We start from the raw sequence: 12,686 nt of genomic DNA, 5'->3' as shown, positions 1-12,686 counted from the left end.
TAATGAGAACGGCTTCACAAAATTCCGCAGACGGGGCTCGCGGCAGCCGTCGATTGTGCATAAGCCCAGCGGCCCAAGGGCATAAGGCCAGCCATTCAAGGTCCCCGCAGCAGCTTTGAGCCAGGGCCTTCGACCGGCTTTTAGCAGCTTTGAACAGCGGCGGCGAGGCACCGGTGCAAGCCCCCTCGCGCCTCCTTTTTTGTTCGATATTCCTCACCAATGCGGCGAAAAATATTCCATTGATGTAGCAATCCTTTTGACAATAATGGGCCTACGCCTGCCTGAGCCCACAACAAAAACCTCAGATGCCAGACAGGCCAAAGGGAGAACTCCGTCGTGTCCAGCAATCCCTCTATTCAGCTCAGCGCCCAAGGCATCAGCCAGTACTACGGCAAATTCACCGCCCTTGATGCGATCAACCTGGATGTTCGCCAAGGCGAATTCCTGACCCTGCTCGGACCTTCCGGCTCGGGCAAAACCACCCTGCTGATGATCCTCGCCGGCTTTCTCAGCCCCAGCGCCGGCAAGCTGCTGGAGCATGGCGTGGACATCAGCCAGCGGCCGGCCGAGAAGCGCAACTACGGCATGGTGTTCCAGGGTTATGCGCTGTTCCCGCACATGAGCGTGGCCGACAACGTCGCCTATCCGCTGCGCATTCGCGGGGTCAAGGCCGAGGAGCGCCAGCGCCGGGTCAAGCACATCATTGAAGTGGTCGGCCTCGGCGCCCACCTCGACAAGAAACCCTCGGAGCTTTCCGGCGGCCAACAACAGCGCGTCGCCATCGCCCGCGCCCTGGTGTTCGAACCGGACATGCTGCTGCTCGACGAACCCCTGTCGGCCCTCGACAAAAACCTGCGCGAACAGCTGCAAACCGAGTTGCAGCGCATCCACCGCCAGGTCGGCACCAGCTTCGTATTCGTCACCCACGACCAGGGCGAAGCCCTGGCACTGTCGACGCGGATCGCCATTTTCAACCAGGGCCGCCTGGCCCAGGTCGATACCCCGCAAGTCATCTATGACCGGCCCAACAGCCGCTTCGTCGCCGAGTTCCTGGGCAAGATGAACCTCTTCCCGCTGCAGGACGTGGCACGCCATGGCAGCCAGGCCAGCGGTCGCTGCGGCGACAGCCAACTGCACGCCGCCGCGCCCCAGCCCCTGGGCAGTCAGGCGCAGTTGCTGGCCGTGCGCCCCGAGCACATGACCCTGCACACCCAGCGCCCCGAAGCCGGCAGCGGCAACGTGCTACCCGCCTATCTGGGCGACCGGGTGTACCAGGGCGCCAGCACCCACCTGGCGCTCAACGTCAGCGCGGACCAGGCACCGATCAACCTGTCGGTGCCGGGCGACCACCCGGGCGCGCGGCTGCCCAGCGGCACCCCGGTGTGGCTCAGTTGGCCGGTGCAGCACGGGTTCCTGCTGGACGCCTGAACCAGGGCGGGTTTCGCCCAGCGCCGCACCATCACAGCTCTCCCCATAACAACAATCGGCCGCGCCCGCTGAAGGGTGCCGGCCCAGCGAGGACTTGCCCCATGAGCCAGGACCATCAGCGCGACAGCATTCAGATCCTGATCGACAAAGCCCGCACCGGGCAGATCGACCGCCGCAGTTTCATCCAGGCCATGGGGTTGCTCGCGGCCCTGCCGCTGGCCATGCGCAGCGGCATCAGTTGGGCAGCGGACAAGCCGCTGGTGGTGGTCAACTGGGGCGGCGATGCGCTGGATGCGTTTCGCAAGGCCTGGACCGACAGCTTCACCCGCAACACCGGGATCGCGGTGCGCATCGACGGCGCCGGGCCGACCGAGGGCGCCATCCGCTCGCAACTGGCCAGCGGCCGCCCCAGCTGGGACGTGGTCGATGTCGACAGTTACAGCGCCATGACCCTGGGCCGTGACCAGGTCCTGCAACCCCTGGACTACAGCGTGGTGCAGCGCGACCTGGTGGCCCCGGAGCTGTCCCACGAACACGGGATCGCCGGTTATCTGTTCAGCTACGTGATTGCCTGGGACAGCCAGAAATTCGGCGACAACGGACCGAAGAACTGGGCCGATTTCTGGAACGTGGAAAAATTTCCCGGCAAGCGCACCCTCTACAAATGGATGAACGGCATGCTCGAAGCGGCGCTGCTGGCCGATGGCGTAGCGGCGCATCAGCTGTACCCGCTGGACGTGCCCCGGGCGTTGCGCAAAATCGACGAACTCAAGCCCCACGTCCTGTCGTTCTGGGGGTCGGGTGCGGAAAGCCAGCAGTTGATGATCGAGGGCGAAGCCTCGGTCGGCGCCATCTGGCACACCCGCGCCACCCTGCTCGCCGAGGACAGCGAAAACCGCATCAAGTGGAGCTTCGACAACGCCTTTATCAACGCCAGCAGTTGGGGCGTGCTCAAGGACAACCCAGCCGGGCGGCCGGCGGCCATGCAGTTCATCCAGCACGCGTTGCAGCCGGCAGGCCAGCTCACACTGTTCGAAAGCCTGGGCAACGGCCCGTCCAACCCGGCCACCCAGCAGTTGATGAGCGCCGAGCAGCGCGAGCGCAACTGCGCCTCCGAGGAGAACCTGAAGAAGCAGATCTTCCTCGACACCCAGTGGTACGCCGACCACTACGCCAGCACCCTGGAACAGTACCTGACCCACCTGTCCAAGTGAGCCGTCGACCATGAGTGCAACCCGAACCGCTCGCCTGGAACGCAACCTGCTGCTGTTCCCCCTGCCGCTGCTGCTGGTGGTGTTTTACCTGCTGCCGTTTTTCGGCGTGGTCGGCTGGAGCTTCACCCTGCCCGAACCCGGCCTCGACCAGTACCAGCGCATCGCCACCGACCCGGCGATCCACGACATGCTCTGGCGCACCTTGCGCCTATGCCTGACGGTCAGCGTGCTGGCGCTGCTGATTGGCTACCTGCTGGCCTATTGCTGGGTGTTCAGCCCGCCGTTCTGGCAGCGGGTGGTGGAAATCTGCGTGTTTATCCCGTTCTGGATCTCGGTGCTGGTGCGGGCCTTTGGCTGGCTGATCGCCCTGCGCAGCAACGGTGTGGTCAACGACAGCCTGATGGCCCTGGGGCTGGTGGATCACCCGCTGCAACTGACCCGCAACGAACTGGGGGTGGTAATCGGCATGCTCCACTTCATGATTCCCTATGCGTTGTTTCCACTGCTGTCGAGCATGCGCCAGCTCGACCAGCGCGTGCTGCTGGCTTCGCGCGGGCTCGGCGCCAGCGCCTTGCGCACCTTCTGGCAGGTGCTGTTGCCGCAGACCCTGCCCGGGCTGCTGGGGGCCTTCATCATGGTCTTTGTGTTCTGCCTGGGCTTTTTCATCACCCCGGTGCTGCTCGGTGGCGGGCAGACCGTGATGATTGCCGAATACGTGTTCCTGCAAATGTTCCAGACCAGCAACTGGGGCCTGGGCGCGGCGCTCAGCCTGGTGCTGCTGGCCCTGGTCAGCGCGCTGATCTGGCTGCTGCTGCGCATCACCCGCGTCAACCGACTGGTGAGCTGAGGACTTTATGAATACACATCGCACTGCCCCGAGTACCCGGCTGCTGGCCGTGGTCGCCATGGCCTTCATGCTGTTTCCGTTGCTGACGGTGATCCCGGTGTCCTTCACCGCCAAGCGCTACCTGTCGATGCCCGACGGCAACTGGTCGCTGCGTCACTACGAAGCGCTGCTGAGCAACCCCGACTGGCTGTCGAGCATCGGCCAGAGCCTGGCGATCGCCACCGCCACCAGCCTGATCGCGACCCTGCTGGCGGTGAGTTTCAGCCTCGGTATCTGGTACCTGCGCTCACGCCTGGCGACCTTGCTGATCGGCCTGGTGCTGCTGCCCATGGCCATTCCGCCGGTGATCTCGGCGCTGGTCCTGTACTTCATGGAAACCAACCTCAGCCGCATCGCCCCAGGCCTGGGCTACGACACCCTGCCCGGGGTGGTGATCGCCCATGTGGTGATGGTGGTGCCCTATGGCGTGGTGACCATGCTGGTGGCCCTGAGCCAGATCGACCGGCGCATCGAACTGGCCTCGCGCAACCTCGGGGCCAGCCTGATGCAGACCACCTTCCTGGTGATGCTGCCGAACCTCAAACTGGGGATTTTTTCCACCGCGCTGCTGAGCTTTGCCCTGTCCTGGGAAGAAGTGGCGGTGACCCTGTTTATCACCAGCGTCGACGTCAACACCTTGCCGCGACGGATCTGGGGCGGCCTGCGCGATAACGTCGACCCCAGCGTGGCGGCGATTTCGGTGCTGCTGATCGGCGTCACCCTGCTGGTGCTGCTGGCCCGCCTGGCCTTGCAGTACGCCGCCCAGCGCCGCGCCCGTTCCTAACCCCCCTTTTTTGTGGCGAGGGCGCTTGCTCCCGCTGGCTGGCAACGCCAGCCCAATGGCTGAGTCCCGGTTCCAACCGACGAACCGCGGGCTCTACCGCCGCTGCGCGCCCGAGCGGGAGCAAGCTCCCTCGCCACAGTGCCCACCCTCCTCTTTGGGCGGCGCCACTGACTATTACGCCTACAACTGATCGGGGTCATACCTGGACACGTATCTTTTGTCCGATATTCAGCCCGCGGCCCGTCAGGTTGCATCGACTCTTCTAGACTCAATAGGCAGTCGTGCATGGAACTGAACATGTCGCTTCCGAGCCATTGAATCGGAGGCGGCGTGGCAAGCTGCCCTTTATGCCCTGAACAGGTGCGGCAAAGACCGCGCCGGGTACAACAAGATGCCCGCTCAGGGTGCCTGGCCAACGGCCTGAACATGCCGCGATACCGTGACGTGGCGTGACTGCCGCAGCCGACACTTTCGGACAGCCGACAGCCTTTGGGCGTGTCCGTGACCGTGAGGAATGCTGTATGCCTGATGAGATGTTGCACCTGCCTATGGTCAACAGCCTGCTGGAGCGCCACCAGGGCTCCCCCGGCGCACTGTTGCCGATCCTTCATGAAATTCAGGAGGGCATCGGCTACATCCCCGATGCCGCCATCCCCGAAATTGCCCACGCCCTGAACCAGAGTCAGGCCGAGATTCGCGGGGTAATCAGCTTCTACCACGACTTTCGCACCGCACCGCCGGCGCGCCATATCCTGCGCCTGTGCCGGGCCGAGTCATGCCAGAGCCGCGGCGCCGAGCAACTGGCGGCGCACCTGCGCGAGCGCCTGCAACTGGACGACCACGGCAGCAGCGCCGATGGCAGCATCAGCCTGCGCCCGGTGTATTGCCTGGGCGCCTGTGCCTGCTCGCCCGCCCTGGAACTGGATGGCCAGGTTCACGCGCGCCTGAACACCGAGCGCCTCGATGCGCTGCTCGACGGCTGTCGGGAGGATGCGCCATGAACCGCCTGTACCTGCCCTGTGACTCCCTGGCCCGCGCGGTCGGCGCCGATGCGGTGGCCAGCGCCCTGGAGACCCAGGCCGAGCAACGCCACTGGCCGCTGGACCTGCATCGCACCAGCTCGCGCGGGCTGTACTGGCTTGAGCCCATGCTGGAAGTCGACACCCCCGAGGGGCGCATCGGCTTCGGCCCGCTGACCGCCGCCGATGTCCCCTCCCTGCTTGACGCCCTGCAAGGCGACGCCAGCGCTCATCCACTGGCCCTGGGTCTGGTGGAACAACTGCCGTATCTGCACAGCCAGCAACGCCTGCTGTTTGCCCGCGCCGGCATCACCCGCCCGCTGTCCCTGGATGACTACCGAGCCCACGGCGGCTTTGAGGGTCTGGCCCGGGCCGTGACCCTGGGCGGCGAACAGACCGCCACCGCGGTGTTCGATTCCGGCCTGCGTGGCCGGGGCGGCGCGGCGTTTCCGGCGGGGATCAAATGGCGCACCGTGCGCGGCACCCAGGCGGCGCAAAAGTACATCGTGTGCAACGCCGACGAAGGCGACTCCGGCACCTTCGCCGACCGCATGCTGATGGAGGGCGACCCGTTCCTGCTGATCGAAGGCATGGCAATCGCCGGCATCAGCGTCGGCGCCAGCTACGGCTATATCTACGTGCGCTCGGAGTACCCGCAGGCCGTGGCCACCCTGCGCGAAGCGCTGGAGATCGCGCGCCGCAACGGTTATCTCGGGGCCAATGTCGGCGGCAGCGGCCAGGCGTTCGATATGGAAGTGCGGGTCGGCGCCGGGGCCTATATCTGCGGCGAAGAAACCGCGCTGCTGGACTCCCTGGAAGGCAAGCGCGGGATCGTCCGCGCCAAGCCGCCGATCCCGGCCCTGCAAGGGCTGTTCGGCCTGCCGACCCTGGTGCACAACGTGCTGACCCTGGCCTCGGTGCCGCTGATCCTGGCCAAGGGTGCACAGTTCTATCGCGACTACGGCATGGGACGCTCCCTGGGCACCATGCCCTTCCAGCTGGCGGGCAATGTGCGCCACGGCGGCCTGGTGGAACGCGCCTTCGGCCTGACCCTGCGCGAGCTGGTGGAAGACTACGGCGGCGGCACCGCCAGCGGCCGTCCGTTGAAAGCGGCCCAGGTCGGCGGCCCGCTTGGCGCCTGGGTGCCACCGTCGCAATTCGACACGCCACTGGATTACGAAGCCTTCGCCGCCATGGGCGCGATGCTTGGCCACGGCGGCGTGGTGGTCGCCGATGACAGCCTGGACATGGCGCACATGGCGCGCTTCGCCCTGCAATTCTGCGCCGAGGAATCCTGCGGTAAATGCACCCCATGCCGGATCGGTTCGACCCGCGGCATGGAGGTCATCGACCGCCTGCTGGCGGCGCCCGACCAGGACCATCGCGAACAGCAGGCCATCATCCTCAAAGACCTGTGCGACACCCTGCAATATGGCTCGCTGTGCGCCCTCGGGGGCATGACCTCCTACCCGGTCGCCAGCGCCCTCAAGCACTTCCCCGCCGACTTCGGTCTGCATGCCGCGGAGGCTGAGCAATGATCATCCAATTCGACCCTGCCAAAGACATGGATCTTGGCACCCCGGCCCGCGAGAGCCAGGTGCAGGTCACCCTGAACATCGACGGGCGCAGCATCAGCGTGCCCCAAGGCACCTCGGTGATGCGCGCCGCCGCGCTGCTGGGCACCAGCATTCCCAAACTGTGCGCCACCGACAGCCTGGAAGCCTTCGGCTCGTGCCGCATGTGCCTGGTGGAAATCGACGGCATGCGCGGCTACCCGGCCTCCTGCACCACCCCGGTCAGCGAAGGCATGAGCGTGCACACGCAAACACCGAAGCTCGCCACCCTGCGCCGCAACGTGATGGAGTTGTACATCTCCGACCACCCACTGGACTGCCTGACCTGCTCGGCCAACGGCAACTGCGAACTGCAAACCGTGGCCGGCCAGGTCGGCCTGCGCGAGGTGCGTTACGGCTATGAAGGCGAGAACCACCTGAGTGATAAAAAGGACACCTCCAACCCCTACTTCGACTACGACCCCAGCAAGTGCATCGTCTGCAACCGTTGCGTGCGCGCCTGCGAGGAAACCCAGGGCACCTTCGCCCTGACCATCACCGGGCGCGGCTTCGAGTCGCGGGTGGCCGCCGCCGGTGGCGACAACTTCCTGGAGTCCGAATGCGTTTCCTGCGGCGCCTGTGTACAGGCGTGCCCGACCGCGACCCTGATGGAAAAAAGCGTGGTCGAACTGGGCCAGCCCGAGCGCAGCGTCATCACCACCTGCGCCTATTGCGGGGTCGGCTGCTCATTCCGCGCCGAGATGAAGGGCGACCAACTGGTGCGCATGGTCCCGGACAAAAACGGCCACGCCAACCACGGCCACTCCTGCGTCAAAGGGCGCTTCGCCTGGGGCTATGCGACCCACCCGGATCGCATCACCAAGCCGATGATCCGCAAGCACATCAGCGACCCGTGGCAGGAAGTCAGTTGGGATGAAGCCGTGACCTACGCCGCCAGCGAATTCCGCCGGCTGCAACAGACCTACGGCCGCGACTCGATCGGCGGCATCACCTCCAGCCGCTGCACCAACGAAGAAACCTATCTGGTACAGAAGCTGGTGCGCGCCGCCTTCGGCAACAACAACGTCGACACCTGCGCCCGGGTCTGCCACTCGCCCACCGGCTACGGCCTCAAGCAAACCCTGGGTGAATCCGCCGGGACCCAGAGCTTCGACTCGGTGATGCAGGCCGATGTGATCCTGGTGATGGGCGCCAACCCCAGCGATGCGCACCCGGTGTTCGCCTCCCAGCTCAAACGTCGCCTGCGCGAAGGGGCCAGGTTGATCGTGATCGACCCGCGGCGCATCGACCTGGTGGACTCGGTGCACGCCCGCGCCGAGCTGCACCTGGCCCTGCGCCCCGGCACCAACGTCGCCATGCTCAATGCCCTGGCCCACGTGATCGTCACCGAGGGCCTGCTCCAGCAGGACTTTATCAATGCCCGCTGCGAGGCTGCGGATTTCGTGCGCTGGAGCGAGTTTGTCAGCCGCCCCGAGAACTCGCCGGAGGTCCTGGGCCTGATCTGCGGCGTACCCGCCGCCGACATCCGCGCCGCCGCGCGGCTTTACGCCACCGGTGGCAACGCGGCGATCTACTACGGCCTGGGCATCACCGAGCACAGCCAGGGCAGCACCGCGGTAATGGGCATCGCCAACCTGGCCATGGCCACCGGCAACATCGGCCGCGAAGGCGTGGGGGTCAACCCGCTGCGTGGGCAGAACAACGTCCAGGGCTCATGCGACATGGGCTCGTTCCCCCACGAGCTGCCAGGCTACCGGCATATTTCCAACGACCTGGTGCGGGCGCAGTTCGAGCAGGCGTGGAACGTCAGCCTGCAACCGGACCCGGGCCTGCGCATCCCCAACATGTTCGAAGCGGCCCTGGGCGGCAGCTTCAAGGGCCTGTACTGCCAGGGCGAGGACATCGCCCAGAGCGACCCCAACACCCAGCACGTGACGGCGGCGCTATCGGCCATGGAGTGCGTGGTGGTGCAGGACATCTTCCTCAACGAAACCGCCAAGTTCGCCCACGTGTTCCTGCCGGGCAGCTCGTTCCTGGAAAAAGACGGCACCTTCACCAATGCCGAACGACGCATCTCGCGGGTGCGCAAAGTCATGGAGCCCCTGGGCGGCAAGGCCGACTGGGAAGGCACCGTGGCCCTGGCCAACGCCCTGGGCTACCCCATGCACTATCAGCACCCATCAGAAATCATGGATGAAATCGCCAGCCTGACCCCAACCTTCACCAACGTCAGCTACGCCGAACTGGACCGCCACGGCAGCCTGCAATGGCCATGCAACCAGGACGCGCCGGACGGCACCCCGACCATGCACATCGACCAGTTCGTGCGCGGCAAGGGGCGCTTCATGCTGACCGGCTACGTGCCCACTGAAGAGAAGGTCAACGGCCGCTACCCACTGCTGCTGACCACCGGACGCATCCTCAGCCAGTACAACGTCGGCGCCCAGACTCGCCGCACCGACAACGTCGCCTGGCACGATGAAGACCGCCTGGAAATCCACCCCACCGACGCCGAAAGCCGGGGCATCAACGAAGGCGACTGGGTCGGCATCGGCAGCCGCGCCGGGCAGACCGTACTTCGGGCCCGGGTCACCGAACGGGTGGCGGCGGGCGTGGTGTACACCACCTTCCACTTCCCCGAATCCGGGGCCAACGTGATCACCACCGACAACTCCGACTGGGCCACCAACTGCCCGGAGTACAAGGTCACGGCGGTGGAAGTCAGCCGCGTCTACCACCCTTCCGAATGGCAGAAACGCTACCAGGCGTTCAGTGACGAACAGCAGCGCCTGCTCAGCGAACGTCGCCAGGCACGCAAAGGCGGCGCTGCCGCGGAGGTCCGCCGATGAGCACCGCCAACCTGATCAAAATGGCCAACCAGATCGCCCAGTACTTCGCCAACGAGCCGGACCAGCAGCAAGCCATGCTCAGCGTGCGCAACCACCTGAAAATGTTCTGGACCCCCGGCATGCGCAAAGACCTGCTGGCCTGGCAAACCGAACACCAGGGGGCGCAACTGCATCCCCTGGTGCAAACCGCCGTCAGCGGCGCAGGGTGGGAGGCCTGAAAGTGACGAGATGAAAGGACAGAGCCCGTCGCTGGACGGGCTCTGGGGTGGCTTGGTGGCCAGTGCCGCCGTACCACCGACAGAGCATCAGTGGTGCGGCGTCTCAACGGCTCGGGCAGCGCGTCTCGACCGCCGGAGTGGCCACAATCGGCAGCGGCAGCGACTTCTGCGACTGACCAAGAGGCAGCAGTTCGTAAACCCCAAACACACAGATCGCCGCCAGCTTGCCGTCGGCACCCGGGGCGTTGTTCAAGCCCACATAAACCTCATAACTGCGACCCGGCTCAAACTGCACCACCTTCTTCGCCGCCGGGCACGTCAGGTAAGTACTGCCATAGCTGCCCGCCGCCAGCCCCATGCTTTCCAGCAGGAAAGGCGTGCCAGCCGGCACCCGGTACTCGGCAACGATCTCGGTATACAACCCCTCGGCCATGCGACTCGCCCCCAGGTACTGCTGCATCTTCGGCGCATATCGCGGCGCCATGTCCTGCTTGCCCGGCACCAGCGGCGCCTGTGGATAATTGATGCTCGGCTGCAAATCCTCGCCAAAGCGCCCGGCCTTGGCCAAGCCTCGGGTTTCGCCGACACACCCGGCGTAATCGGCGCCACGCACCTCACCATTGGTGATCACCCGCAACTGCGCCGTCTGAGCCCCCTGGGGGGGCTCGGCATAAGGCTGCACTGGTTTCACACTGCACCCACCGAGCAAAGCCAACGCGACGAAAACGAGGTTTTTCCTGAGATCCATGACCATTGGGGCTATTCCTGATAAACGGGGACAAAACGCAAACACGCCACCTTGGACACACCCTCAGCCACACCGGACACACTCGCGCCAACGGCTTCCCAACCAAGCGCCAACCGCGCACCAGAGGCCTGCGCAAAAATAGTCAGTTTTCAGGGGTTTACAGACGCCCGCCAATCGCTATAATCGTCGCCCTAACACGCCGGTATAGCTCAGTTGGTAGAGCAACTGACTTGTAATCAGTAGGTCCCGGGTTCGACTCCTGGTGCCGGCACCACATTGGCTCCATTGCGTTCCACCGAATGCTCTGGAAGCCCCGAAAACCCGCCCTTTGGCGGGTTTTTTCGTTCCAGGACCCTCTGTCGGGATCCAACAAAATCCCCCTTCCCCGAGGGTATGTTAGGGGTACTGCGATTTTCCGGTCAGGAGCGCGTACCCCTATGCCACGTCTAGCGATCCCCCTCAGCGACCTGCAATGCCGCACGGCCAAAACCCGCGAGCGAGCCTACAAACTGTTCGACGGTGGCGGCATGTACCTTTTCGTCAAACCCAATGGCGTGAAGACCTGGCGCTTGAAGTACACCAAGCCCAACGGCAAGGAAGGTACGCTCATCATCGGCAATTACCCCATCGTTACCCTTTCCGTCGCACGGCGTAAGCGAGACGAAGCCAAGGCATTGCTGCTCGACAATCTCGACCCAATGGAAGAAAAGAAGAAGGCCAAGATCGTAGCCCAGCGGGCGGCACTGCTTTTCGAAACCGTTGCTCTGGAGTGGCACGCCGACATGTCCCGTCGCTGGACCGAAGGCCACGCAAAAACCGTAATGAGCCGACTGCGCACCCACGTCTTCCCGCTGATCGGCCAACGGCCCATCGCCGAACTCGATACCCACGACCTGCTAGAGATCACCCAGCGCATCAAGGAACGCGGCACCATGGATGTGGCGTTAAGGGTACAGAACTACTTATCCACCATCATGCGCGGGGCCAAAAGGGCTCGGCAGATCACCATGAATCCTGCACTGGACCTGGCAGGCTCGATTCACGCGCCGCGCACAATCCATCGCCCGGCCCTCTCCCTCAACCGCCTGCCCGAACTGCTACACCGTATCGACAACTACAGCGGCCGCGAGCTGACGCGCCTCGCCGTTCTGTTGACGTTGCATGTATTCGTCCGCTCCAGCGAACTGCGTTTCGCTCGATGGAGTGAGTTCGACCTTCAACGCGCCATGTGGGAAATCCCCGATACGCGCGCACCGATTGAAGGGGTACGCAACTCCACACGCGGGACCAAAATGAACGGCGACATTCAAATGGTTCCGCTCTCGCCGCAGGTCATCGAAATACTGGAGCGCCTGCGCAGCCTCAGTCGCTTTTCAGAGTTGGTGCTACCGGGCGACCACAAGTACTGGAAGCCCATGTCCGAGAACACGGTGAACACCATGCTCCGCAACGTCGGCTATGACACCAGCAAGGACGTGTGCGGCCATGGCTTCAGGACCATGGCCTGTAGCGCCCTGCTTGAGTCCGGGTTATGGACCGACGCAGCCATCGAAAGACAAATGAGCCACAAGGAACGCAACCGTGTGCGCGCCGCGTATATCCACAAAGCTGAATTTCTGGAGCAGCGCCGGCTGATCATGGCGTGGTGGAGCAACTACATCGACGCCAACCGCCACGGGCATGTGACTCCCCACGAATTCGCTCACCCGGTCGGCGACAACATTACAGCCCTACAAAATAGCCGTGGCGCATCCAAACGTGGGTAAGCCAATGAGATCACCACAGTCCGCCCTTCCACGCGGGTCCATCCAAGCGGGGCTGCAAAGCCGCCCTGCTTGGATGGACCTCATTTAAAAAATCTAAAGCCCACGCAAATTTTCTGTGGAAAACCATAGATTTCCACCGGTGGATAATTTCATCCACAGCCGCAGAAACCCCGACAATTCGAGCCTTGACCCGAATTATC

At 64.3% G+C, this 12,686-nt stretch carries 10 protein-coding genes and 1 tRNA gene; 10 read left to right on the top strand and 1 reads right to left on the bottom strand.

Going from position 1 to position 12,686, the window contains the following annotated elements:
* Positions 1-336 precede the first annotated feature (336 nt).
* The 8 genes from MF4836_RS04600 to MF4836_RS04565 all read left to right on the top strand — a co-directional run bounded on the left by MF4836_RS04600 (position 337) and on the right by MF4836_RS04565 (position 9,972).
* A complete protein-coding gene (locus MF4836_RS04600) occupies positions 337-1,428 on the top strand; it encodes an ABC transporter ATP-binding protein (RefSeq protein ID WP_078469355.1) in 1,092 nt (363 codons plus the stop codon).
* 101 nt (positions 1,429-1,529) lie between these two features.
* Complete coding sequence (locus MF4836_RS04595; RefSeq protein ID WP_078469354.1) at positions 1,530-2,642, top strand: ABC transporter substrate-binding protein; 1,113 nt, start codon at positions 1,530-1,532, stop codon at positions 2,640-2,642.
* 10 nt (positions 2,643-2,652) lie between these two features.
* On the top strand, positions 2,653-3,489 hold the full coding sequence (locus tag MF4836_RS04590) for an ABC transporter permease (RefSeq protein ID WP_078469353.1): 837 nt from the start codon (positions 2,653-2,655) through the stop codon (positions 3,487-3,489).
* Between the two features lie 7 nt (positions 3,490-3,496).
* On the top strand, positions 3,497-4,312 hold the full coding sequence (locus tag MF4836_RS04585; RefSeq protein ID WP_078469352.1) for an ABC transporter permease: 816 nt from the start codon (positions 3,497-3,499) through the stop codon (positions 4,310-4,312).
* 521 nt (positions 4,313-4,833) lie between these two features.
* Positions 4,834-5,313, top strand: coding sequence for a formate dehydrogenase subunit gamma (locus MF4836_RS04580; protein WP_078469351.1), 480 nt, complete (start codon positions 4,834-4,836; stop codon positions 5,311-5,313).
* Positions 5,310-6,869 (top strand): formate dehydrogenase beta subunit, encoded by a 1,560-nt coding sequence (locus tag MF4836_RS04575; protein WP_078469350.1) that lies wholly within the window; start codon positions 5,310-5,312, stop codon positions 6,867-6,869. The genes MF4836_RS04580 and MF4836_RS04575 overlap by 4 nt, the downstream gene beginning before the upstream one ends.
* On the top strand, positions 6,866-9,754 hold the full coding sequence (fdhF, locus tag MF4836_RS04570; protein WP_078469349.1) for a formate dehydrogenase subunit alpha: 2,889 nt from the start codon (positions 6,866-6,868) through the stop codon (positions 9,752-9,754). The genes MF4836_RS04575 and fdhF overlap by 4 nt, the downstream gene beginning before the upstream one ends.
* Positions 9,751-9,972 carry a formate dehydrogenase subunit delta gene (locus MF4836_RS04565; RefSeq protein WP_020299883.1) on the top strand — a complete coding sequence of 74 codons (222 nt, stop codon included), beginning with the start codon at positions 9,751-9,753 and terminating at the stop codon, positions 9,970-9,972. Before fdhF ends, MF4836_RS04565 begins: the two co-directional genes overlap by 4 nt.
* 103 nt (positions 9,973-10,075) lie before the next feature.
* Here MF4836_RS04565 and MF4836_RS04560 read toward each other — a convergent pair whose 3' ends face one another.
* The gene (locus MF4836_RS04560) at positions 10,076-10,663 is read right to left on the bottom strand and encodes an amidase (RefSeq protein ID WP_238596126.1); all 588 of its coding nucleotides are present in this window, start codon (positions 10,661-10,663) and stop codon (positions 10,076-10,078) included.
* Between the two features lie 255 nt (positions 10,664-10,918).
* Here MF4836_RS04560 and MF4836_RS04555 point away from each other — a divergent pair.
* Together MF4836_RS04555 and MF4836_RS04550 are read left to right on the top strand one after the other, a co-directional pair.
* A tRNA-Thr gene (locus MF4836_RS04555) sits at positions 10,919-10,994 on the top strand.
* Positions 10,995-11,157: 163 nt separating this feature from the next.
* Positions 11,158-12,486: a tyrosine-type recombinase/integrase gene (locus MF4836_RS04550; protein WP_078469348.1), complete on the top strand. Its 1,329-nt coding sequence runs from the start codon at positions 11,158-11,160 to the stop codon at positions 12,484-12,486.
* Positions 12,487-12,686: the final 200 nt, after the last annotated feature.

The sequence above is a fragment of the Pseudomonas sp. MF4836 genome (assembly GCF_002018875.1).
In the GTDB taxonomy this organism is placed as follows: domain Bacteria; phylum Pseudomonadota; class Gammaproteobacteria; order Pseudomonadales; family Pseudomonadaceae; genus Aquipseudomonas.
The sequence above is the reverse complement of the archived record's forward strand: the minus strand, read 5'-3'. Positions and strand labels throughout refer to the sequence as shown.